This window comes from Amycolatopsis sp. cg13 (assembly GCF_041346965.1).
Lineage (GTDB): Bacteria > Actinomycetota > Actinomycetes > Mycobacteriales > Pseudonocardiaceae > Amycolatopsis.
On record NZ_CP166848.1, the window covers coordinates 6,262,305 to 6,283,120 of the forward strand.

The following is a 20,816-nucleotide window of genomic DNA, read 5'->3' on the forward strand; positions in this document are numbered from 1 at the left end:
GCTCCGCCCCGGCTCGGCGGCGTCCGGGTGCTCGCCATCGACGGTCCGTCCGGGGCCGGGAAGTCCACTCTCGCCGCTGAGACGGTCGACGCTCTCGGCTCGCGCGCGGCGCTGGTCAGTACTGATGCCTTCGCCACTTGGGACGATCCCGTCGCGTGGTGGCCGCAGCTGGAAGACGGCGTGCTGACGCCGCTGGCGCAAGGCAGGCCCGGCGAGTACCGCAAGGTGGACTGGACCTCCGGCACGCCGCGGCCCGGTGTGCTGGTGCGCGTCGAGGTGCCCGAGGTGCTGGTGCTGGAAGGCGTCTCGAGTGGACGTCAGGCGGTCCGGTCCCGGCTTTCGCGGCTGTGCTGGATCGAGGGCGGCACCGAGGCTGAACGGTTGTCCAGGGCAGTCGCCCGGGACGGCGAAGCGGCCCGCGGCGAACTGCGGCGCTGGCAGTTGTTCGAACGCGGCTGGTTCGCTGTCGACGGCACTCGCGAGGCTGCGGACCAGCTGGTCTGAACAACCGGAATGCCTGCTCGACATCGGTTTGCGGCCAGCGAAAACGGCTATTGCGCGGAATGCGCGAGCACTGGAAACTCGAGTGCATTCGGGCTGTTTCAGTGCCCTTCGCGGGCAACTCCGAAGGCCCGTCGCAGGGGTTCCGGAACATCCACGGCACCCGGAACGGACAACCCGCTCCGCTAGGCCAACCGGGTGAGCAAACCGCCACTCAACGTACCAAACCGGCGGTTTTCGCTACGCAGAGCGCACAATTGCCGACACGTTGCGGTCAATTTGGGGTTTACGTAGCGCGATCGTAACCTCACGTGCTTAAGCGGGGGCCGAGTTCCCGCTAGTGTCACCGAACACACCGATCGCACTGGTCTTCCCGAACTGACCGCCGACGGTGAATTTCGATACACCGAACATTCCCAAGGGGTGCCAGATGCAGCAATTGCGGCTGACCCGAACACGCCGGGCAGCTCTGATCGGACTCGCGGGCGCGCTCGCGGTCTCGCTGTCCGCGTGCGCGGAATCGAAGCGCGACGAGTCCGGAGGCGGTGGTTCCGGGGGCACCATGGTCTTCGGCAACACCGGCAACCCGAAGATGTTCGACCCGATCTTCAACGACGAGGGCGAGACGTTCCGGATCACCCGGCAGATGCTGGACACGCTGATCCAGAACAAGCCGGGCACCGCTGACCTGGCCCCGTCGCTCGCCACGAAGTGGACGCCGAGCAACGACGGCAAGACCTGGACGTTCGATCTCAAGCAGGGCGTGAAGTTCAGCGACGGCACCGCGTTCGACGCGAAGGCCGTCTGCTTCAACTTCGATCGCTGGTACAACATGAAGGGCGCCACCGCCCAGAGCCAGATGATCTACTACGGCGACGTCTTCGAGGGCTTCAAGAACAACGAGGGCACCACGACCGGCAAGCCGGTCTACCAGAGCTGCGAGGCGAAGGACGACCACACCGCGGTCCTGAACCTGACCCGCGCGAAGGGCGCCTTCCCGGCCGCGTTCACGCTGCCGTCGTTCGCGATCCAGAGCCCCACCGCGCTGCAGAAGTACAACGCGGACAAGGTCACCGGCTCCGGCACGTCGATCACGTACCCGGAGTACGGCTACAAGCACCCGACCGGCACCGGCCCGTTCAAGTTCGAGAGCTGGGACCAGGGCAACGGCCAGATCACCTTGGTGCGCAACGACACCAGCACGATGCCGCAGCCTGCCAAGCTGGACAAGCTCGTGTTCAAGGTGATCCCGGACGAGAACGCCCGCAAGCAGGCCCTCAAGGCCGGCGACATCAACGGGTATGACTTCCCGGCCCCCGCCGACTACGGGCTGCTGCGCAACGACGGCGAGCAGGTGCTGATCCGCCCGTCGTTCAACGTGCTCTACCTCGGCATCAACCAGAGCGGCCCCAACGGCGCGAAGCTGCAGAACCCGAAGGTCCGCCAGGCGCTGGCCTACGGCATCAACCGCGAGCAGTTCGTGCGCTCCAAGCTGGCCGAGGGTTCCGAGGTCGCGACCGAGTTCGTGCCGAAGGCGATCTCCGGCTACACCGACGACGTGACCAAGTACCCGTACGACAAGGACCGCGCCAAGCAGCTCCTGAAGGAAGCCGGCGCCGAGGGCATGACCATCAAGTTCTACTACCCGACCGAGGTCACCCGGCCTTACATGCCGAACCCGGCCGACACCTACACCGCGATTTCCGAGGACCTGAAGGCCATCGGCATCAACGTGCAGCCGGTCGCCGAGTCGTGGAACGGCGGGTACAAGGACGACGTGCAGCAGAACGGCAAGCAGGACATCCACCTGCTCGGCTGGACCGGTGACTACAACGACGCGGGCAACTTCGTCGGCACCTTCTTCGGTCGCAAGAAGCCGGAATTCGGCTTCGACAACCCGGATCTGTTCAAGGCGCTCGCCGACGCGGACGCCGCGCCGGCCGGCGACGCGCACACCAAGGCGTACCAGGACGCCAACAAGAAGATCATGGACTACCTGCCCGCCATCCCGATCGCCTACCCGACGCCGGCGATCGTGGTCGGCCCGAAGATCAAGGGCGTGGTGGCCAGCCCGCTCACCGACGAACGCTTCGACACCGTCACGATCGGCTGACGTGCACCACTGAGCAGCCAGGCCAAGGGCAGGTGCTACCGCGCCTGCCCTTGGCCTCGTTCCCGGGCTGTACACAAAGGACTACTCGTGCTCCGTTTTCTCGTGCGTCGGCTGCTACAAGCGATCCCGACGCTCCTCATCCTGTCCATCCTGGTGTTCGCCTGGTTGCGCTCACTCCCTGGCGGGCCCGCGTCCGCTCTGCTCGGGGACAAGGCGACGCCGGAAAAACTGGCGAACCTGAACCACGTGCTCGGCCTCGACCAGCCGATTTTCGTGCAGTACTTCAAATTCCTCGGCCGCGCGGTCACCGGGGATTTCGGCAATTCGCTCGTGTCGTCCCGGCCGGTGATGTCGGAGATCGGCACGTTCCTTCCCGCCACCATTGAACTGGGCATCACCGCGATGATCATCGCCGTGGTGGCCGGCATTTCGTTCGGCTATCTCGCCGCCCGGTTCCGCGGCCAGATCGTCGACAACGTCATCATCGTGCTGACCCTGGTCGGCGTCGCGGTGCCGATCTTCTTCCTCGGCTACATGATGCAGGACCTGCTTTCCACGCCGCTCGGCTTGCCGTCGCAAGGCAGGCAGGCTCCGGGCATCGACGCCACCGTCGTCACGCATTTCGCCATTCTCGACGGAATGATGACCGGCGAATGGGACGCGGTCTGGGACGCGATCAAGCACCTCATTCTTCCCGCTCTGGCACTTGCCACCATTCCGCTCGCGGTGATCACCCGGATCACCCGCGCGTCGGTGCTCGACGTGTTCAACGAGGACTTCATCCGCACCGCGAACTCCAAGGGCCTCACGCAGCCCGTGGTCCGCCAGCGGCACGTGCTGCGCAACGCCCTGCTGCCGGTGATCACCACGATCGGCCTGCAGACCGGCGCGCTGCTCGGCGGCGCCGTGCTGACCGAGCGGGTCTTCAACTTCCGCGGCCTCGGATTCCTTCTGGCGGAAGGGATCGACAAGCGGGACTACCCGCGGCTGCAGGCGCTGCTGCTTCTCGGGGCACTGGTCTACGTGCTCGTGAACATGCTCGTGGATATTTCCTACGGGCTCATCGACCCGAGGGTGCGTGTGCGGTGAACACTCTGCTGAACAAGAAGAAAGAACCGATCGACAAGCTCGCCGCGGCGTCGGCGGGCGGGCGCAGCCTCGGCGCCGAGGCGCTGCGCCGGATGCTGCGCAGCCCGGTGGCGATCGTCGGCGGCGTGATCACCGTGCTGTTCCTGCTGCTGGCGATTTTCGCGCCGCTGCTCGCGCCGAAGGACCCGCAGGTCCGGTATCTGCAGGACAAGGTCATCCTCGGCCGGGGCATCATCCCGGGCGCACAGCCCGGATTCCCGCTCGGCGTCGACGACTTCGGCCGCGACTTCCTGTCCCGGCTGCTGATCGGCGCGCAGCAGACGCTGTTGGTCGGCGTGCTCGCCACGGTGATCGGCGTGCTGCTCGGCGCACTCATCGGCGGGCTCGCGGGCGCGTTCGGCGGCTGGGTCGACACCGTCCTCATGCGCATCGTCGACGTGCTGCTGGCGTTTCCCTCGCTGCTGCTGGCGATTTCGATCGCGGCGCTGTTCGCGAAGCCGAGCCAGTGGACGGTGATCATCGCGGTGTCGATCATCGGCGTGCCGATTTTCGCCCGGCTGCTGCGCGGTTCGATGCTCGCCCAGCGCGAGGCGGACCACGTGCTGGCGGCGACGTCGCTCGGCGTGAAGCGGACGACGATCGTGTTCCGGCACATGCTGCCGAACTCGCTCGGCCCGGTGATCGTGCAGGCGACGCTGACCCTGGCGACCGCCATCCTGGAGGCCGCGGCGCTGTCGTTCCTCGGTCTCGGCGACCCGGACCCGACCCGCGCGGAGTGGGGATTGATGCTGGGCAACGCTTCCCAGCACTTCCTCGACATCCGGCCCGAGCTGGCTTACTACCCGGCGATCGCGATCATCATCGTGGCGCTCGGGTTCACGCTGCTCGGCGAGTCCCTCCGCGAAGCCCTCGACCCGAAGAACCGGCGGTGACCCCGTGGCACTTCTCGAAGTCCGCGACCTGAAGGTCGTGTTCCAGCGCCGCGGCGAAAGCCCGTTCACCGCGGTCGACGGCGTGAGTTTCGACGTCGAACCCGGCCAGACGGTCGGTCTGGTCGGCGAGTCCGGCTGCGGCAAGTCGGTGACCTCGCTCGCGATCATGCGGCTGCTCGCCAAGCGCGGCAACACCGTCAGCGGTTCGGTGCGGTTCGAGGGCACCGACCTGCTGACCCTGTCCGACCGCGAAATGCGCGACCGGCGCGGCCGCGATCTCGGCATGGTGTTCCAGGACCCGCTGTCCTCGCTGAACCCGGTCATCCCGATCGGGCTGCAGATCACCGAGGTGCTGGAGCGCCACCGCGACATGCCGCGCAAGAAGGCGCGGATCGAAGCGGCGGAACTGCTCGACAAGGTCGGCATTCCCGACCCGACGCGGCGGCTTTCCGAGTACCCGCACCAGCTTTCCGGCGGGATGCGCCAGCGCGCGCTGATCGCGATCGCGCTGGCGTGCCGTCCCCGGCTGCTCATCGCGGACGAGCCGACCACCGCGCTCGACGTGACGATCCAGGCGCAGATCCTCGCCCTGCTGCGGGAACTGGTGCAGGACACCGGAACCGCGCTGGTGATGATCACGCACGACCTCGGCGTCGTCGCCGGGCTCTGCGACGAGGTCAACGTGCTTTACGGCGGCCGGATCGTGGAGCGCCAGGAACGGCATTCGCTGTTCGCGCAGCCGAGGCATCCGTACACGCACGGCCTGCTGGCCTCGATCCCGCGGCTCGACGAGGGCCGCGGCGAGAAGCTGGTGCCGATCCGCGGTTCGGTCGCCGACAACATCCCGTGGGACGGCGGGTGCGCGTTCGCGCCGCGCTGCCCGAACGCGGTCGCGGCCTGCCTGGAGCATTCGCCGGAGCTCGTTCCCGACCGGAACGGCTTGCTGCGCTGCCACAACCCGGTGCAACCCGCCGTGGCGGCAGGAGGAGGAACCCGATGACGGTGGCGAACACCGACGAGGTGCTGCTCGAGGTCACCGGCCTCAAGGTGCACTTCCCGATCAAGCGCGGCATCGTCGTGGACCGCACGGTGGGCCACGTGTTCGCGGTCGACGGGGTCGACCTGTCGATCCGCCGCGGCGAAACCTACGGCCTGGTCGGCGAATCCGGCTGCGGCAAGTCGACGCTGGGCCGCGCGATCCTGCGGCTCAACGAGCCGACCGACGGCAAGGTCGTCTTCGACGGCACCGACGTCGCGAAGCTCAAGGGCGAGCAGTTGCGCAAGGCGCGGCGGCGGATGCAGATGGTGTTCCAGGACCCGATGTCGAGCCTGGACCCGCGCCAGTCGGTCGAGTCGATTCTCGTCGAGGGCATGCGCGCGCACGGGCTCGACAAGGACAAGGAATCCACCGCGAAACGGCTGCGCGAGCTGCTGAACGCGGTCGGCCTTCCGGAGACCGCGCTGCGGAAGTATCCGCACGAGTTCTCCGGCGGCCAGCGCCAGCGCATCGGCATCGCGCGGGCGCTGTCGGTGGAGCCGGACCTGATCGTCGCCGACGAACCGGTGTCCGCGCTGGACGTTTCGGTGCAGGCGCAGGTGGTGAACCTGCTGGAGGATCTGCAGGAAGAGCTCGGTCTCACCTACGTGGTGATCGCGCACGACCTCGCGGTGGTCCGGCACATCTCCGACCGGATCGGCGTGATGTACCTCGGCGCGCTGGTCGAGGAGACGACGTCGGAGGAGCTGTACCAGAACCCGCTGCATCCGTACACGCGCGCGCTGCTGTCGGCGATTCCGGTGCCGGACCCGGTGGTGGAGGACAGCCGCGAGCAGATTCTGCTCGCCGGCGACCTTCCTTCGCCGGCCAATCCGCCGTCGGGCTGCCGCTTCCACACGCGCTGCCCGTGGAAGCAGGAAAGCCTGTGCGACACCGATCGTCCGCAGCTGCGCGAGATCGGGGCCGGGCACCGGGTGGCGTGCCACTACGCGGAGGACATCCGCGACGGGCGGATCCAGCCGCACAAGGTCGAGGTGGAGCTGGTCGACGCCGGGGCGCTGAACCCCGACCTCGGACCGCCGGACGTCGGTTCGGCCGCCGAAATCCTCTGAACCGTCTGTGAGGGGAACCCTGAGGGAATCTGATTCCCTCAGGGTTCCCCTCACGGCTTTTCAGGGCTGGAGATCGACGGCGGCGCGGAACGAACCGTCCATGTGGAACGGCGTCGAGCTGTGCTCGTGCGAGATCAGCCAGCCGTTTTCGCGACGCTGCAAGGCAAACGTGCTGCGGAACCAGAGAGTGAACGATTCGCTCTGGCCTTGCGGGGTCGCGGTCAATTTGGTCAGCGCCGTCACCACCGCCAGGTCGCCGGACACGGTGATCTCCTCGTCGTGGTAGGTGCGGGAAATCGGACCATCGAAGGTGCTGAACCACTGCGTGACGTACTCCGCGGAAGCGCCGGTCGTGCGCAACGGCGGGGCGAGGTCGAACCGGACCGCCTTGTCCGTGTAGCAGGCGACGAGCCGCTGCGGGTCCTTCGCGTGCGTCGCGGCGGTGTGCTCGGCCAGCAGGTCGCGGATCTCGTTCTCGGACATTTTGTGTTCTCCTTTTCCCGGATGCGGGTTACGTCCGGGACGTCGAAGCTGTCCGCGCGGCTTCGACATCAGGGGTAGAAAACTTTTCGAGGAGGCTTCCGGTGAAGTATCTGGTCCTGATCTACGGCAACCCGGCGTCGCGTGCGGCCTGGGCGGGGATGACCGACGAGCAGAAGGCCGAGGGCCTGCGCGCCTACCAGCGGTTCCACGAGGAGCTGGAAGGCGAGCGGATTGTCTCCGAGCGGCTGGCCGCGCCGGAACTGACGAAGCAGGTCCACGTGCGCACCGACGGCGTGAGCACCACCGACGGCCCGTTCGCCGAGATCAAGGAACAGCTCGCCGGGTTCTACCTGCTTGAATGCGATTCGGAGGCCCGCGCGCTGGAGATCGCCGCGCGGATCCCGGAGGCCCCGTTCGCGACGATCGAGGTGCGGCCGGTGATGGGCCTGACCGGCGACGTGGACTTCGAGCTGTGATCGATAGCCTCCTGCGCGATCTCATCCCGCAGGTGCTGACCGCGCTCGTGCGCCGCTACGGCGATTTCGGCAAATGCGAGGACGCCGTGCAGGAGGCGCTGCTCGCCGCCGCCGTGCAATGGCCGAAGGACGGTGTTCCGGACAATCCGAAGGCCTGGCTCATCACGACGGCCTCCCGGCGGCGGATCGAGATGTGGCGCAACGAAGCCGCGCGCATCCGTCGTGAGGAGACGGTGGCCGCGCTGGAACCGCCGTCCTTCGAACTCGTGCCGCAGCAGGACGACACCCTCACCCTGCTGTTGCTCTGCTGCCATCCGGCGTTGACCCGACCGTCGCAAGTGGCCCTCACTTTGCGCGCCGTCGGCGGCCTGACCACCGCCGAGATCGCGCGGGCGTACCTCGTCCCGGAGCCGACGATCGGCCAACGGATCAGCCGGGCGAAACACAAACTGCGCGGTGCGGAGTTCGCTCTGCCGCCGCAGGACGAGCTGCCGGAACGCGTCGCCGCGGTCTTGCAGGTGCTGTACCTGGTGTTCACCGAAGGCCACACCGCCAGTTCCGGCGACGCGGTGAACCGGGTCGAACTGACCGCCGAGGCCATCCGGCTCGCCCGGCAACTGCGCGCCTTGCTGCCTGCCGACGGCGAGGTCGCCGGACTGCTCGCCCTCATGCTGCTCACCGACGCCCGCCGCCCCGCCCGCACCGGCGCGGACGGAATCCCCGTGCCGCTGGCCGAACAAGACCGCGCGCTCTGGGACGCGTCCGCGATCGCCGAAGGCAGCGCGCTCATCGAACACGCGCTGGCCACCACTCCGGTCGGCCCGTACCAACTGCAGGCCGCCATCGCCGCGGTGCACGACGAAGCCCCGACCGCCGACGCCACGGACTGGCCGCAGATCTTGGTGCTGTACGACCTTCTCCAGCAGATCGCCCCCGGCCCGATGGTCACGCTCAACCGCTTAGTCGCGCTCGCCAGCGTCGAAGGCCCGGCGCTCGCGCTGAGCGAACTGGACGGCACCGACGTGGACCACTACCGCGCCGACGTCGTCCGCGCCCATCTCCTGGAACTGTCCGGCGACCCGCGAGGCGCGCACGACTGCTACGTCCGCGCCGCCCAGCGCACCTTGAGCCTGCCGGAACGGGAGTACTTCGAATCGCGCGCTTTGCGTGTTATGTCGGAAAAACCCTGATAAACCCCTGCCGGAAGGCGGACCCCACCCCCGACTCCAGGTGGACGCGAGGATCGCCGCGAGCTGGGTACCCTGCGGAGACCAGGCACGAATCACAAGGGGGTTGGCAGTGAACATCGACCACGTGCTGGAGGCGATCCCTCCGCTCTCGGTCTACCTGTTGGTGGGCTTGGTGGTGATGGTCGAAAGCCTGGGCATCCCGCTGCCGGGGGAGATCGTGCTGGTGAGCGCGGCGCTGCTGGCGTCGTCGCACAGCGGGCTGAACCCGGTGTGGATCGGCGCGCTGGCCACCGCGGGCGCGATCATCGGCGACAGCATCGGATACCTGATCGGCCGCAAGGGCGGCAAACGGCTGTTCGCGTGGGCGGGCCGGAAGTTCCCCAAGCATTTCGGCCCCGATCACATCGCGAGCGCCGAACGGATGTTCCACAAACGCGGCATGTGGGCGGTGTTCTTCGGCCGGTTCGTCGCGGTGCTGCGCATCCTGGCCGGCCCGCTCGCGGGGTCGCTCAACATGCACTACCCGCGCTTCCTGATCGCGAACGCCCTCGGCGGCATCGTGTGGGCGGGCGGAACGACGGCGCTCATCTACTACCTGGGCGTGGTCGCCGACAAGTGGCTGAAGGGCTTCCAGTGGGCAGGCCTGGGAGCGGCGCTGGTGATCGGCGTGGTGGTGACGCTGGTGCTGAAGAAGCGCATGGCCCGCCACGCGGCGGACTCGGCGTCGTCCTCGTCCTCTTCGTCGGACGAGAAGAACGACGCGGTGGCCTGAGATTTTCGCCCCTGAAATCCCCCGGTGAGTCTGCGGACTCGCCGGGGGATTTCTGTTCCCGGGCAACCGAACAGAGAGCGAACGATGACCAGTGACAACGGCACGAGCCGCACAATCGGCGAGGTCCGCGACTATCTGCTTCGTCAGCTGAACTCCGCCCTTCGCAGGCCGGGCATGTACGGCGGGGAAAGCGCGCTCCGGCTGTTTCTCGATGCTGTCGCGTTCGTCGACGGATGTGAGCGGCTCTTGGCCGATGACCTGACCGAACTCCGGGCACGGGGAGCGTTCGTCTCCACCGGGGTGAGCGGCGCGGTCGAACTCGTAATGGGCGAGAGGGACTCGCACATCATGGCGTCGGTTTACGCCGAGATCGCGCACCTCCGCGGCTGGCTCACCCTGGACAACACGCTGTCCCGAGCGGATTACGACCGCCTCCGAAACCGGATGGGGTCGTGGTGTGCCCGCGACCGGAGCCACAGCGAAGTCCTCGCCGAGGCTGGGCCACCGTCGGTACTTTTCGGCGGGCCCAACCCGGCTTTCTCGAAGACGTTCGCTTACGGCACCGTGCACCTCGACGACCCGCTTGTCTTTTTCCATCTCGGGAGCGGAACCGAGCCAGGAACAAGCGTCACCGGGACGCCTGACGAGCCGGAGTCAGTGCTGCTGGCGACTCGCTATGGCGGGGCGAAGTTCATCGACAGGTTCGTATTCACGCCCCAAGGCGCGGCCCGCTGCCGGTGACCCTCACACCGGCAGCAATTCCTCCGGCGTGACCGCGGGCTTCCGCCGCAGCGACCCCAGCAGCACCCCGCCGATCACCACTGCCGCCGCCACCAGCGTCAGGACCGTCGGCACCTCGCCGAGGATGAAGAACGACGCCGTCAGCCCCACCACCGGCACCAGCAGCGAGAACGGCGCGACCACGCCCGCCGGGTTGCGGCGCATCAGGGTGGTCCAGATGCCGGACCCGATGACTGTCCCGAAGATGACCACGTACGCCAGCCCCGCGACGCCGATCAGGCCCGTCTTGGTCCCGAGCGTCGTCAGCGAGTGCCAGGCGGCACCGGGGCCCTCGAAGATGCTCGACAGCGCCAGCATCGGCAGCGGCGGCACCACCGACATCCACAGCGTCAGGTGCAGCGGGTTGTCCGGCTCCGCGCGGCGCATGCTCAGGTTGCCGATCGCCCAGCTCAGCGCGGCCAGCAAGGTCAGCACCACCGGCACCAGCGCCGCTTGCCCGGACTGCTGCCACGCGATCGCGGTCATCCCCGCCACCGCGAGCAGGATCCCGGCCAGCTGCCGTCCGGAGACGCGTTCCCGCAGCAGCACCGCGCCCAGCAGCACGGTGAACGGCGCCGACGCCTGCAGCACCAGCGACGCCAGCCCGGTCGGCATCCCGAGGTGCATCGCGACGAACAGGAACGCGAACTGCCCGGTGCCGAACCCGAGCCCGTACCCGAGGAGGTACCGCAGCTTCACCCGCGGCCACGGCACGAGGAACACCGTCGGGATCGCGATCAGCAGGAACCGCAGCGCGCCCGCGAACATCGGCGGGAATTGGCCGAGTGTGGCGTGGATCGCAATGAAGTTGAGGCCCCACAGGACGGCGACGAACACGGCGAGCAAACGGTCCCGGATGGCCATGCTTCTTACTCTGCCTAGGCAAACTTTGAAGCACTAGCGAGAATAACTGCACTGACTGTGTAGCGTTGCTTCACATACACTGCCCGGATGGACTTGGGCAGGCTCCGGACGCTGCGCGAATTCGCCGATCGGGGCAGCGTCACCGCCGCTGCTCAGGCGTTGCATTGCACGCCGTCGGCGATCTCGCAGCAGCTGCGTGCGTTGCAGACGGAGGTCGGCATCGCGCTCACCGAACCGGCTGGTCGCGGCCTTCGGCTCACCGACGCGGGCCGCGCGCTCGTCGCCCGCGCAGACGACGTCCTGGCCGCGCTGGACCGCGCCGAAGCGGAGTTGGACACCTACCGCAGCGCCCCGCGCGGACGCGTGCGGATCGCGATCTTCCAGTCCGCCGGCCTGATGCTCCTGCCCGGCCTGCTGCGTCGCATCGACCAGCACGAGAACCTCGAGGTCGACGTCCGCGACGTCGACATGGTCCCGCCGCAGGTGCCCGGCCTGGTCGCCGATTACGACGTCGTCGTCGCCCACCGCGACGAGCACGCGGCCGAGTTCGACACCGAACGTCTCGACGTGGTCCCGCTGCTGCGCGAACCGCTGGACGTCGCCCTCCCGGTCGGCCACCGCCTCGCCCGCAACCGTCGCGTCGGCCTGGCCGATCTCGCGGACGAACGCTGGATCTCGGTCGACCACGGTTTCCCGGTCGACGACGTCCTTCGCTCGCTGACCGTGCGCACCGGCGTGCGGCCGCAGATCGTCCAGCGCATCAACGATTTCCGCATCACCGAACGGCTTATCGCGGCCGGGCACGGAATCGCGCTGATGCCTCGGTACACAATGGACACTCGGCGCGGCAGCGGATTGGTCGGCCGCCCGCTGGCCGGAATCCGCGCGGCACGGCTGGTGGAAGTGGTGTGCCGCACCGGTGCGGCGAATCGCCCAGCGGTCGCGACCGTGATCGACGAAATGCGCGCCGAAGTAGCCGCCCTCACGACCTAGCTGGGTTCCCGGGCGGGCAACCCCCGCAGCAGCGTGTCGAGGAAAAGCTCAAACCGCGGTGCGTCCGGCCCAAGGTCGAGCGGGTTTTCCCGGACGGCGAGCCAGCTGACCGTGCAGGTGATGAAGATGTACCAGCTCTGCTCGGCCAGTTCCGGTGACACACCGGCATTCGTGAACGCGGTGACGACCTCGGTGCGGAGCCGGCCGAACGAATCCGCGTTGTGCCGATGCGGCCGGGACAATCGGGTCGCGTAACCGGGTACCGCGAGAAACTGGTCGTGCATCGCCCACGCGACTCTCGCGAGCCACGGCCGCCAAGATCGGCGCGGCGGCCCCTCCTCGGGAAGCACCCGGTCCAGCACCACCTCGCTGACCAGATCGAACAGCGCGTCCCGATTGGCGACCCAGCGGTAGAGCGCGCCATGCGTCACGCCGAGCCGCGCGGCCAGCTCGCGCATGGTCAGCGTGTCGAGATTCCCGGCGGACAACGCCGCGTCGACGATCCGCTCGCGATCGAGCTGTGCGGGACGGCCGGGCCGCGGTCGGGTCATAGCCGGGGACTCTACCGAGAAGAATTAGTGACCATTGGTTACAAACAGGTGTAGCGTGGCGGTATGGCAGACATCAAGGGCACCGTGCGGCCCGGCTTCGAGCAGGTGCGGGACGAGTTCGCGGCAGTAGCCGACGGATCCGCGCAACTGGCGGCATACCACCGCGGCGAGCAAGTGGTCGATCTCTGGACCGGCGAGGACATCGACGGAGATTCCCTCCTCGGCGCGTACTCCGCGTCGAAGGGGGCAGCGCATCTGACCGTCGCGCTGCTGGTCCAGGACGGCGTGCTGGATCTGGACCAGCGAGTGCGCCACTACTGGCCGGAGTTCGCCGTCGAAGGAAAACAAGACGTCACCCTGCGAGACCTCCTGGCGCACCGAGCCGGGCTGGTCGGCTCCGACGAAGGCTTCAGCCGCGCGGAACTCGCGGACGACCGCATTGTCGCCGAACGCCTGGCTCGGCAACGCCCGTTCTGGCGGCCTGGCACCGCATTCGGTTATCACGCGCTGGTAATCGGTGCGCTCAGCGGCGAAGTCGTCCGCCGCGCGACCGGCCGCACCCTCCAGGAAAACTTCGCCGACCGCGTCCGCGATCCGTACACAGTGGACTTCCACCTCGGCCTGCCCGCCGAACTGGAGCCGCGATTCGTTGCCACCCAACCGATGGTGCTGACTCCCGAACGGCAGCTCCCGCTGCCAGCCGCGAACAGCCTCCAGGGCATCGCGTTCAACCGGCACCACCCGGACGGCCCGGAAGTGTGGGAACTGCCGAACCTGCCCGAAGTCCGACGGCTCGGCTCGGCGTCGTTCGGCGGGGTCGCCTCAGCCCGCGGCCTGGCCCGGATGTACGCGGCGGCGATCAGCCCGCTGGACGGCCAATCGCCTTTGCTGAAGCCGGAAATCGCCGCCGAGTTCGCGCAGATCCATTCCATCGGACGCGACGTGGTGCTGGGCGAGCAGAAGGCGTTCGGCATCGGATTCCACGCCACCGGCGAGCGCTACCCGGAGCTGGGCCAGGGCAGTTTCGGCCACAGCGGCGCAGGCGGCCAGCAGGCGTTCGCCGACCCGCGCAACGGCATCGCGTACGGCTACACCCGCCGTCGCATCCCGTTCCCCGCCGCGGCCGCTCCGGAGAACGAACCGCTGATCAGGGCGCTGTACTCGGCGCTGCGTGCCGTCGAATCCCGACCGTGATCGCCGAGCCCAGCAGCACCGCGATGGTCAGCGACAACGCCAGGCTCACTCCTGGCTCGGCAACGAGCTGGCCACCGGCGTAGCCGAGAAACGCGACGTACGACGTCCAGAGCAGCACGCCCACCGCGGACGCGGTCAGAAACTCGGCGAACCGCCACCGCAACGAGCCGGCCAGCAGCGCTCCGACCGTCCCGCCGGAAGGCAACCACCGCGCGACCACCAGGACCGGCCGCGGGTGCCGCTGCAGGCGTCCGTCGAGCCAGGTCAGCCCGGCGGCCAGCTTGCGCCGACGGCCCAGCCGGGTCAGCATCCGTGCCCCGCCGAACCGCCCGAGCGCGTACAACGCCTGGTCAGACAGCAGGCAGCCGAGGCTCGCGACCGCGATCACGACAGCCAGCGACGCCCCGTGCTGCGCGGCGGCCACGCCCATGCCGAGCAGCGTCACCTCGGTGGGCAACAGGGGCACCAGCGAGACGACGAACAGCACCACCAGCCCAGCCGTCGTAGCGTCCATGTCTCTATTAACCGCTCCGCCAGCGCCGATGAGTCCCAATCATCGGCACTTCACAGCAAGGCACAGCCGGGACACAGATTTCCAGAACCCGGACAGGGGATGTCAGGGTTCGCACGCACGCTAGTGGTTCACCGAGAGAAAGAGGACGAACGGAATGAGCGGGGAACTGGCGGGCAAGGTCGCGCTCGTGGCGGGCGGCACGCGCGGGGCGAGCCGGGCGATCGCGGTCGAACTGGGCCGGGCCGGGGCGTACGTGTACGTCACCGGTCGCACGACGCGTGCCGGACGGTCCGAAGTGGACCGTCCGGAGACCATTGAGGACACTCTGGAGCAGATCGAGGCCGCCGGCGGCAAGGGAAGCGCGCTGCGGGTCGACCATCTGGTGAGCGACGAGGTCGCCGCGCTCGCCCAGCGGATCGACGCCGAGCACGGCGGGCTCGACATCCTGGTCGACGGCATCTGGGGCGGCGACCGCTACCTGGAGTGGGGCAAACCGGTCTGGGAGCATTCGCTGGACGCCAGCCTGCGGATGATGCGGTTGTCCCTCGACGCCCACCTGATCACCAGCCACCATCTGTTTCCGCTGGTCATCCGGCGTCCGGGCGGGCTGGTGATCGAGCTGACCGACGGCACCGCCGAGTACAACCGGAAGTACCGCGAGGGCACTTCGCTGCCGTACTACCTGGCCAAGGCGGCGATCAACGTCCTGGCGGTCGGCGAGGCGGCCGAGCTCAAGGCGCACGACTGCACGGCGATCGCGTTCACGCCGGGTTGGCTGCGTTCGGAGGCGATGCTGGAGATTTTCGAGGTCACCGAGGAAAACTGGCGGGACGCGGCCGTCCGTGAGCCGCATTTCGTGATCTCGGAGTCGCCGGTCTTCTCCGGCCGCACGGTCGTCGCGCTCGCCGCCGACGCGGACCGGCACCGCTGGACCGGCCAGACCGTTTCCAGCGGACAGCTGGCGAAGGTCTACGAGATCGACGACGTGGACGGCAGCCGTCCGGACGCGTGGCGATACATCGAGGAGGTCCAGGAACCCGGAAAGCCCGCCGACGCCAGCGGCTACCGCTGACGGTTGCGGTCGGCGAGCGCCTGACCGAATTCCGCGACCGCGGCGCGGATCTCCGGCGGGGTCAGCACCTCGACGCCGGGGCCGAGTGAAACCAGCTGTCCGACGGCGACTTCCTTGCCCTCCATGGCGAACTCGGCCTCGGCCCACCCGTCGTCGTCCCTCGGGCCGAGCGACACCAGCACCTCGTTCACGTGCTCCGGCCCGAAAACCCGCCGCAACGCCCCCGCCGCGGACCGGTCGAGCCGAGCCGTCACCTTCAACGGCAGCGGCATCTTCTCGAACTCCGCCGACGACGCACGCCACCAGTCAGCGAGCGAGAATTCTTCCGGCCGCGCAAAGGTTTCGCCGGTTTCGGCGACTGCCTCCAGCCGGGAAACGCGATACGTCCGCAGGTCTCCTCCGACCCGCGCCACCAGATACCAAACCCCGGCTTTCAGCACGAGCCCGAGCGGATCGAGCGTCCGCCGAGTGATCTTGTCGCGCCGCCGATAGCGCACGTCGAGCTGCCGCTGAGTCCACACCGCCTTGGCGACCGCGGGCAGCGCGGCGGCGTCGTCCGGCGAGCTGAACCAGGCCGAGGCGTCGAGATGAAACCGCCCGGCGACCGTCCGCGCCTGTTCCTGCAGCTGAGCGGGCATGCTCGCGGACACTTTCGCGTGTGCGGCAGCCACCGCGGTGCCGAGACCGAGCCCCGCCAGCGCGTCCGGCACGTCGAGGGCCAGCAGCGCGACGGCCTCCCGAGAGGTGAGGCCGTCGAGCTTCGAACGCCAGCCGTCGACGAGCCGGATGCCGCCGTGCCGCCCTGGTTCACTCCAGAGCGGCACGCCGGCTTCCCGCAACGCGGCGAGATCGCGCCGCAGCGTCCGTTCGGTCACGCCGAGCTCGTCGGCCAGCTCCCCGACGGTGCCCGCGCGTTTGCGGTGCAGCGTGAAGAGAAGCGCGACCAGACGCTCAGCCCGCACACCTACCTCCCGCCTAACCGCCCCAATGTGGCATTGGGTGCATGCGATGCACCGAACGCCACATTGGGTGCGTGTGACGCACCCAATGCCACATTGGGGCGCATCAGGCTCGGGTCAACGGTTCGCCCGGTTGACCGCGCTCACCACGGCCCGCAGCGAAGCGGTGACGATCGACGGGTCGACGCCGATGCCCCAGAACACGCGGTCGGAGATCGCGCATTCGATGTAGGACGCGGCGCGCGAGTCGTCGCCGGGGCTCAGCGTGTGCTCGCTGTAGTCCAGGAGCCGCAGGTCGTAGCCCACAGTGGACAGTGCGTCGAAGAACGCGGCGATCGGCCCGTTGCCGCGGCCGGTGATCTCGTGCTCGTCGCCCTCGACCTTCACCGTGGCCTCGAGGTCGTACTCGCCGCCGCCGTTGTCGGTGACCCGTTGCTTGATCAGCTCCAGCGGGGTCTTCGACTCCAGGTACTCGGCCGAGAACGCGCGCCACATGGTGGCCGGGTCGACCTCGCCGCCCTCGGTGTCGGTGTAGGCCTGGATGACCTTCGAGAACTCCATCTGCAGCCGGCGCGGCAGGTCCAGCTGGTGCTCGGCCTTCATGATGTAGGCGACGCCGCCCTTGCCGGACTGCGAGTTCACCCGGATCACGGCCTCGTAGGTGCGGCCGACGTCCTTCGGGTCGATCGGCAGGTACGGGACCTCCCACGGGTGCTCGTCGACCGGGACGCCTTTCTTGTCCGCGGCGTCCTTCATCGCGTCGAGGCCCTTGTTGATCGCGTCCTGGTGGCTGCCGGAGAAAGCGGTGAACACCAGGTCGCCGCCCCACGGCGAGCGTTCCGGGACGGGCAGCTGGTTGCAGTACTCGACGGTCCGCTTGATCTCGTCCATGTCGGAGAAGTCGATCTGCGGGTCGATGCCCTGGCTGTAGAGGTTCATGCCCAGCGCGACCAGGTCGACGTTGCCGGTGCGCTCGCCGTTGCCGAACAGACAGCCCTCGATCCGGTCCGCGCCGGCCTGGTAGCCCAGTTCGGCGGCGGCGATGCCGGTGCCGCGGTCGTTGTGCGGGTGCAGCGACAGGACCACCGAATCGCGGCGTTCCAGGTTGCGGCTCATCCACTCGATCGAGTCGGCGTAGACGTTCGGCGTCGCCATCTCGACGGTCGCCGGCAGGTTCAGGATCACCGGCTTCTGCGGCGTCGGCTGCCAGATTTCGGTGACCGCGTTGCACACCTCGAGCGCGTACGACAGCTCGGTGCCGGTGTAGGACTCGGGCGAGTACTGGAAGCGGAAGTCGGTGTCCGGCTGCTTCGCCGCCAGCTCGACGACCATTTCCGCGGCCGAGGTGGCGATCTTCTTGATGCCCTCGCGCTCCTCGCGGAACACCACGCGGCGCTGCAGGATCGACGTCGAGTTGTAAATGTGGACGATCGCCCTCGGCGCGCCTTCGAGCGACTTGAAGGTGCGCTCGATCAGCTCGGGGCGGCACTGGGTCAGCACCTGGATGTGCACGTCGTCCGGGATCGCGCCCTCTTCGATGATCTCGCGCACGAAGTCGAAATCGGTCTGCGACGCGGCCGGGAAGCCGACCTCGATCTCCTTGTAGCCCATGCGGACCAGCAGGTCGAAGAACTTGCGCTTGCGCGCGGGCGACATCGGGTCGATCAACGCCTGGTTGCCGTCGCGCAGGTCGACCGCACACCACAGCGGCGCGCGCTCGATGCGCTTGTCCGGCCAGGTGCGGTCGGGTACGTCGATGTTCTCGACTACGTCGTACCAGGGGCGGTACCGGTGCACCGGCATGGACGTGCCGCGCTGCGGATTCCACGAGGGCTGTCCGGCGGGCGCGGGACGAGAGGGCGTGCGCAGACGGGAGTTAGTGGTGCGGGGGTCGGTGCTCATCGCGGGAAAATCTCCTGACGGGTTCGGTGCGGACGACCGGCACCACAAAGCCCCGCGACGAGGAGCCGGTCAGATCAGGCCCCGTCGCGGCAGCGAAGCAGGAGTTCACGCGCCACGGGGTCACTGTAACCACCCGACGCGCCGAAAGGAAAGCCGCCCGCCGCGATCGAACTGTTACGTCGGGTGGCTGATACCTGTTACTAGCGGGTAGCGGGCCGCGAGGCGACGTGCCAGACTGCCCGGCATGGGCGAGCACGCGGAACAAGCGCAGGAAACCGAGGCGAAGGCGCGACCCCAGCGCACCCCGGTGGACTGGCGGCGCACTCGTGAGCGCGCGGTGTCGTTCATCGCGTCACTCGTGCGCTGGGTCGGTCTGCTGTTCGCCGCGGTCTTGGTGCTGCACGTGATTTTCGTCATCGGCGAGGCCAACCAGGGCAACGGCATCGTCTCGTTCGTCCGCAGCTGGGCCGACGGCTTGTCGCTCGGCTTCAGGGACCTGTTCACGCCGAGCGACGCGAAGCTGCGGGTGCTGGTGAACTACGGCATCGCGGCGGTGTTCTGGCTGGTCGTGTCGGGGATTCTGGCGAAGATCATTCGTCGCGTCGGGGGCGCTGGCGCCTGACTGGCCGCCGCCCGCGACAGTTCAAGGTTCTTGAACTGCGGGGTGAGCGAATTCAAGGAAACAGCTGCTTCCTTGAATTCGCCCGTTGACCAGCCGCCTGGCCGTCGAGCTGCCCCACCTGGGTCTCAGGACTGCCAGGTCACCGCGTCCTTGCCGTAATCCGTGTTCGGAGCCAGGTCCCGATAAGTGCTAGCCCCGTAGCTAGCCCCCTTGACCTCCGCGCCAGCCGGGGCCAGCGCCAGCACGCAGCTGGTGTACGAAGCGCCCTTCGTAGTGAAGGCCTTGCCGGAGTTCCCGCTGTCGCACTTCTCGAACTTGCCGATCACCGTCACGTGCGGGCCGCTGGTGCCGTCCGCGAGCAAGCCGTTCATCAGGCCCAGCGAGCTGTACGCGAAGTCCGATCCGGTCTCGTTCGTGACCTTGACCTGGATGTAGTACGGCGTCATGCCCTTCGCCCGGTCGCCGAGCTTCAGCGGGGCGAGGTCAGCCTCGACGCCCTTGTCGATGCCGGTCACCGTCACGCCGATCGCGCCGGTGTTCTTCTGGGACTTGAACGGCACCACGGCCTTCTCGCCGATCTTCAGCTTCGTGCCCTGCTTCGTGTACTCGGCCGAGGCGGAGTCGCCAGCGGGCGCGGCGGCCGAGGAAGACGCAGGCGCGGCCGAGGACGAAGCGGGCGGCGTGGCGATCGCCGGAGTGGGAGCCTTGTCGTCCGAGCTGGAACATCCGGACAGCGCGAACGCCATCGCAGTTGCGGAAACCGCCATCAAAACCGGCACCCCAGTACGCATCTCGTCACTCCTTGAGGAATCTCCCACCGATTCAGTGGCCTGACCGGTTTGGTGCCTATCTGACCTCGGAAGCGGGGCGCCGGTTCCCTCGAATGCTCACGGATCGGTCACAGTGCCGGTGAGCCCCATCGGTCGCCGAATGCGAACTCCTCGAGCGGCAGCCGTCGGCGGGGCGCGAGCTCCCGTTCGATGCGGCGCGGGTCCTCCAGCACCGAGGGATCGGCGGCGTATCCGACGGCGATCGCCACCCGGGCCACCGCGTCGGAAGGCAGGCCGAACTCCTCGCGGACCGCGTCCGGGGAGAACCCCGCCATCTGGTGCGCGATCAGCCCGAGTTCGACCGCCTGCAGGACGAGGTTCTCGGTCGCCAAGCCCAGCCCGTAGTCGGTGTAGGGCACCTCGCCCTTCTCGTTCGTGGTGACCATCACGCCGATCAGCAGCGCGCTCGCCCGGAACGCCCACGCCTGGTTCCCGGAGTTCAGGGTCGCGAGCAGTCGCGGGAAGACCGGATCGCCCCGTCGGCCGACGAGGTAGCGCGCCGGTTGGGTGTTGCCGAAAGACGGCGCCCACCTGGCGGCTTCGAGCAATGCGGTCAGCTGGACGGTGGTGATCTCGGCGGTCTCGTCGTAGGCCCGCGGGCTCCAGCGCTCGGCGATGGCCGGCGCGACGGGGACGCTCGTCTCGGCTGGTTTGCGCATGCGGCGAACCGTAGTACGACCGGGAGTGCTCTCCGTCACTCCGGAGGAAGGGCTTCGAGCTTTCCCCTGGCGTCAAGGAAAATTTACTTCCAAATGCTCCGAGGAGGCGGTGGCGGACCACTCGATGGGGTGGCGGGCGCCGTTCGCGCCGGTAGGCTCTTCTCCAAATGAAGGGCCGTGGGCGCTCCTCGGTGCCCTCCAAGGAGTACGC

General features: G+C 68.2%; 22 protein-coding genes. 14 read left to right on the forward strand and 8 right to left on the reverse strand.

What is annotated here, in order from left to right; genetic code table 11:
* Positions 1 to 27 precede the first annotated feature (27 nt).
* From AB5I40_RS29150 to AB5I40_RS29175, 6 genes are all read left to right on the forward strand, one after another.
* Entirely contained in the window at positions 28 to 504 is a 477-nt protein-coding gene (locus tag AB5I40_RS29150; protein ID WP_370933404.1) for a uridine kinase, read from the forward strand.
* A gap of 427 nt (positions 505 to 931) precedes the next feature.
* Positions 932 to 2,614 (forward strand): ABC transporter substrate-binding protein, encoded by a 1,683-nt coding sequence (locus AB5I40_RS29155; RefSeq protein WP_370933406.1) that lies wholly within the window; start codon positions 932 to 934, stop codon positions 2,612 to 2,614.
* An 87-nt stretch (positions 2,615 to 2,701) separates the two neighbouring features.
* Positions 2,702 to 3,703 carry an ABC transporter permease gene (locus AB5I40_RS29160; protein WP_370933408.1) on the forward strand — a complete coding sequence of 334 codons (1,002 nt, stop codon included), beginning with the start codon at positions 2,702 to 2,704 and terminating at the stop codon, positions 3,701 to 3,703.
* Positions 3,700 to 4,635, forward strand: a complete 936-nt coding sequence (locus AB5I40_RS29165) for an ABC transporter permease (protein ID WP_370933409.1) — start codon at positions 3,700 to 3,702, stop codon at positions 4,633 to 4,635. Before AB5I40_RS29160 ends, AB5I40_RS29165 begins: the two co-directional genes overlap by 4 nt.
* Positions 4,636 to 4,639: 4 nt before the next feature.
* Complete coding sequence (locus tag AB5I40_RS29170) at positions 4,640 to 5,635, forward strand: ABC transporter ATP-binding protein (RefSeq protein ID WP_370933411.1); 996 nt, start codon at positions 4,640 to 4,642, stop codon at positions 5,633 to 5,635.
* The gene (locus tag AB5I40_RS29175) at positions 5,632 to 6,744 is read left to right on the forward strand and encodes an ABC transporter ATP-binding protein (protein WP_370933413.1); all 1,113 of its coding nucleotides are present in this window, start codon (positions 5,632 to 5,634) and stop codon (positions 6,742 to 6,744) included. The genes AB5I40_RS29170 and AB5I40_RS29175 overlap by 4 nt, the downstream gene beginning before the upstream one ends.
* Positions 6,745 to 6,804: 60 nt before the next feature.
* Here AB5I40_RS29175 and AB5I40_RS29180 read toward each other — a convergent pair whose 3' ends face one another.
* Positions 6,805 to 7,227, reverse strand: coding sequence for a nuclear transport factor 2 family protein (locus tag AB5I40_RS29180; RefSeq protein ID WP_370933414.1), 423 nt, complete (start codon positions 7,225 to 7,227; stop codon positions 6,805 to 6,807).
* A gap of 101 nt (positions 7,228 to 7,328) precedes the next feature.
* On the opposite strand from AB5I40_RS29180, the gene AB5I40_RS29185 reads away from it, so the two are divergent.
* The 4 genes from AB5I40_RS29185 to AB5I40_RS29200 all read left to right on the forward strand — a co-directional run bounded on the left by AB5I40_RS29185 (position 7,329) and on the right by AB5I40_RS29200 (position 10,406).
* The gene (locus AB5I40_RS29185; RefSeq protein ID WP_370933416.1) at positions 7,329 to 7,703 is read left to right on the forward strand and encodes a YciI family protein; all 375 of its coding nucleotides are present in this window, start codon (positions 7,329 to 7,331) and stop codon (positions 7,701 to 7,703) included.
* Positions 7,700 to 8,893: an RNA polymerase sigma factor gene (locus tag AB5I40_RS29190; RefSeq protein ID WP_370933418.1), complete on the forward strand. Its 1,194-nt coding sequence runs from the start codon at positions 7,700 to 7,702 to the stop codon at positions 8,891 to 8,893. The genes AB5I40_RS29185 and AB5I40_RS29190 overlap by 4 nt, the downstream gene beginning before the upstream one ends.
* A 109-nt stretch (positions 8,894 to 9,002) precedes the next feature.
* The gene (locus AB5I40_RS29195; protein WP_370933420.1) at positions 9,003 to 9,665 is read left to right on the forward strand and encodes a DedA family protein; all 663 of its coding nucleotides are present in this window, start codon (positions 9,003 to 9,005) and stop codon (positions 9,663 to 9,665) included.
* 84 nt (positions 9,666 to 9,749) lie between these two features.
* Positions 9,750 to 10,406: a hypothetical protein gene (locus tag AB5I40_RS29200; protein ID WP_370933422.1), complete on the forward strand. Its 657-nt coding sequence runs from the start codon at positions 9,750 to 9,752 to the stop codon at positions 10,404 to 10,406.
* Between the two features lie 3 nt (positions 10,407 to 10,409).
* Here AB5I40_RS29200 and AB5I40_RS29205 read toward each other — a convergent pair whose 3' ends face one another.
* A complete protein-coding gene (locus AB5I40_RS29205) occupies positions 10,410 to 11,309 on the reverse strand; it encodes an EamA family transporter (RefSeq protein ID WP_370933424.1) in 900 nt (299 codons plus the stop codon).
* Positions 11,310 to 11,396: 87 nt separating this feature from the next.
* Here AB5I40_RS29205 and AB5I40_RS29210 point away from each other — a divergent pair, with 87 nt between their 5' ends.
* Positions 11,397 to 12,302 carry a LysR family transcriptional regulator gene (locus tag AB5I40_RS29210; RefSeq protein ID WP_370933426.1) on the forward strand — a complete coding sequence of 302 codons (906 nt, stop codon included), beginning with the start codon at positions 11,397 to 11,399 and terminating at the stop codon, positions 12,300 to 12,302.
* Here AB5I40_RS29210 and AB5I40_RS29215 read toward each other — a convergent pair.
* Entirely contained in the window at positions 12,299 to 12,853 is a 555-nt protein-coding gene (locus AB5I40_RS29215; protein WP_370933428.1) for a TetR/AcrR family transcriptional regulator, read from the reverse strand. The two genes, AB5I40_RS29210 and AB5I40_RS29215, sit on opposite strands and share 4 nt — an antisense overlap.
* 63 nt (positions 12,854 to 12,916) lie before the next feature.
* Between AB5I40_RS29215 and AB5I40_RS29220 the strand changes: the two genes are divergently transcribed.
* Positions 12,917 to 14,047, forward strand: coding sequence for a serine hydrolase domain-containing protein (locus tag AB5I40_RS29220; RefSeq protein WP_370933429.1), 1,131 nt, complete (start codon positions 12,917 to 12,919; stop codon positions 14,045 to 14,047).
* Here the strand turns inward: AB5I40_RS29220 and AB5I40_RS29225 are convergent.
* Positions 14,001 to 14,561 carry a DedA family protein gene (locus AB5I40_RS29225; protein ID WP_370933431.1) on the reverse strand — a complete coding sequence of 187 codons (561 nt, stop codon included), beginning with the start codon at positions 14,559 to 14,561 and terminating at the stop codon, positions 14,001 to 14,003. The two genes, AB5I40_RS29220 and AB5I40_RS29225, sit on opposite strands and share 47 nt — an antisense overlap.
* A gap of 154 nt (positions 14,562 to 14,715) precedes the next feature.
* Between AB5I40_RS29225 and AB5I40_RS29230 the strand changes: the two genes are divergently transcribed.
* Positions 14,716 to 15,633 (forward strand): SDR family oxidoreductase, encoded by a 918-nt coding sequence (locus tag AB5I40_RS29230; RefSeq protein WP_370933433.1) that lies wholly within the window; start codon positions 14,716 to 14,718, stop codon positions 15,631 to 15,633.
* On the opposite strand, the gene AB5I40_RS29235 is transcribed toward AB5I40_RS29230, so the two are convergent.
* Together AB5I40_RS29235 and leuA are read right to left on the reverse strand one after the other, a co-directional pair.
* The gene (locus tag AB5I40_RS29235; RefSeq protein WP_370933435.1) at positions 15,624 to 16,595 is read right to left on the reverse strand and encodes a helix-turn-helix transcriptional regulator; all 972 of its coding nucleotides are present in this window, start codon (positions 16,593 to 16,595) and stop codon (positions 15,624 to 15,626) included. The two genes, AB5I40_RS29230 and AB5I40_RS29235, sit on opposite strands and share 10 nt — an antisense overlap.
* A 114-nt stretch (positions 16,596 to 16,709) precedes the next feature.
* Entirely contained in the window at positions 16,710 to 18,494 is a 1,785-nt protein-coding gene (leuA, locus tag AB5I40_RS29240) for a 2-isopropylmalate synthase (RefSeq protein WP_370933437.1), read from the reverse strand.
* A 244-nt stretch (positions 18,495 to 18,738) separates the two neighbouring features.
* Between leuA and AB5I40_RS29245 the strand changes: the two genes are divergently transcribed.
* On the forward strand, positions 18,739 to 19,116 hold the full coding sequence (locus AB5I40_RS29245; RefSeq protein WP_370933439.1) for a hypothetical protein: 378 nt from the start codon (positions 18,739 to 18,741) through the stop codon (positions 19,114 to 19,116).
* 125 nt (positions 19,117 to 19,241) lie between these two features.
* On the opposite strand, the gene AB5I40_RS29250 is transcribed toward AB5I40_RS29245, so the two are convergent.
* The gene (locus AB5I40_RS29250; protein ID WP_370933441.1) at positions 19,242 to 19,907 is read right to left on the reverse strand and encodes a hypothetical protein; all 666 of its coding nucleotides are present in this window, start codon (positions 19,905 to 19,907) and stop codon (positions 19,242 to 19,244) included.
* Between the two features lie 107 nt (positions 19,908 to 20,014).
* Entirely contained in the window at positions 20,015 to 20,605 is a 591-nt protein-coding gene (locus AB5I40_RS29255; RefSeq protein ID WP_370933443.1) for a nitroreductase family protein, read from the reverse strand.
* Positions 20,606 to 20,816: the final 211 nt, after the last annotated feature.

Excerpts from the sequence above, each read along its gene's own strand:
- AB5I40_RS29155 (WP_370933406.1), top strand. The coding sequence starts at position 932 with ATGCAGCAATTGCGGCTGACCCGAACACGCCGGGCAGCTCTGATCGGA.
- AB5I40_RS29175 (WP_370933413.1), top strand. The coding sequence starts at position 5,632 with ATGACGGTGGCGAACACCGACGAGGTGCTGCTCGAGGTCACCGGCCTC.
- AB5I40_RS29180 (WP_370933414.1), bottom strand. The coding sequence starts at position 7,227 with ATGTCCGAGAACGAGATCCGCGACCTGCTGGCCGAGCACACCGCCGCG.
- AB5I40_RS29200 (WP_370933422.1), top strand. The coding sequence starts at position 9,750 with ATGACCAGTGACAACGGCACGAGCCGCACAATCGGCGAGGTCCGCGAC.
- AB5I40_RS29205 (WP_370933424.1), bottom strand. The coding sequence starts at position 11,309 with ATGGCCATCCGGGACCGTTTGCTCGCCGTGTTCGTCGCCGTCCTGTGG.
- AB5I40_RS29210 (WP_370933426.1), top strand. The coding sequence starts at position 11,397 with ATGGACTTGGGCAGGCTCCGGACGCTGCGCGAATTCGCCGATCGGGGC.
- AB5I40_RS29215 (WP_370933428.1), bottom strand. The coding sequence starts at position 12,853 with ATGACCCGACCGCGGCCCGGCCGTCCCGCACAGCTCGATCGCGAGCGG.
- AB5I40_RS29220 (WP_370933429.1), top strand. The coding sequence starts at position 12,917 with ATGGCAGACATCAAGGGCACCGTGCGGCCCGGCTTCGAGCAGGTGCGG.
- AB5I40_RS29225 (WP_370933431.1), bottom strand. The coding sequence starts at position 14,561 with ATGGACGCTACGACGGCTGGGCTGGTGGTGCTGTTCGTCGTCTCGCTG.
- AB5I40_RS29230 (WP_370933433.1), top strand. The coding sequence starts at position 14,716 with ATGAGCGGGGAACTGGCGGGCAAGGTCGCGCTCGTGGCGGGCGGCACG.
- leuA (WP_370933437.1), bottom strand. The coding sequence starts at position 18,494 with ATGAGCACCGACCCCCGCACCACTAACTCCCGTCTGCGCACGCCCTCT.
- AB5I40_RS29245 (WP_370933439.1), top strand. The coding sequence starts at position 18,739 with ATGGGCGAGCACGCGGAACAAGCGCAGGAAACCGAGGCGAAGGCGCGA.
- AB5I40_RS29250 (WP_370933441.1), bottom strand. The coding sequence starts at position 19,907 with ATGCGTACTGGGGTGCCGGTTTTGATGGCGGTTTCCGCAACTGCGATG.
- AB5I40_RS29255 (WP_370933443.1), bottom strand. The coding sequence starts at position 20,605 with ATGCGCAAACCAGCCGAGACGAGCGTCCCCGTCGCGCCGGCCATCGCC.